We start from the raw sequence: 420 nt of genomic DNA on the forward strand, positions 1-420 counted from the left end.
GACGGGTGTCTACGCGGGCGTCATGTACCACGACTACGCCGCGGGGCTGAGCGGTGGTGACCCACGGCTGGAGGGTTACGCCATGCTCGCCAGCTCAGGCAGTGTGGTGTCGGGTCGGGTGGCGTACTCGCTGGGTCTTGAGGGGCCGGCGGTGACGGTGGACACGGCGTGTTCGTCGTCTTTGGTGGCGATGCATTTGGCGGCGCAGGCATTGTGTCGTGGTGAGTGCACGCTTGCTCTGGCTGGTGGGGTGACGGTGATGGCTACCCCTGATGTGTTCACTGGTTTCTCGCGTCAGCGTGGTTTGGCTCCTGATGGTCGCTGTAAGCCTTTCGCGGCGGCGGCGGATGGTACGGGCTGGGGGGAGGGTGTGGGGTTACTCCTTCTGGAGCGGTTGTCGGATGCTCGGCGTCATGGTCG

The 420-nt window shown here is 65.2% G+C and carries 1 protein-coding gene; it reads left to right on the forward strand.

The genetic code is table 11. The features are described from left to right. The coding region (locus JK363_RS41705; RefSeq protein ID WP_201883527.1) for a beta-ketoacyl synthase N-terminal-like domain-containing protein at positions 1–420 on the forward strand (420 nt) is incomplete at both ends.

This window comes from Streptomyces coffeae (genome assembly GCF_016741875.1).
Classification (GTDB): Bacteria; Actinomycetota; Actinomycetes; order Streptomycetales; family Streptomycetaceae; genus Streptomyces; species Streptomyces coffeae.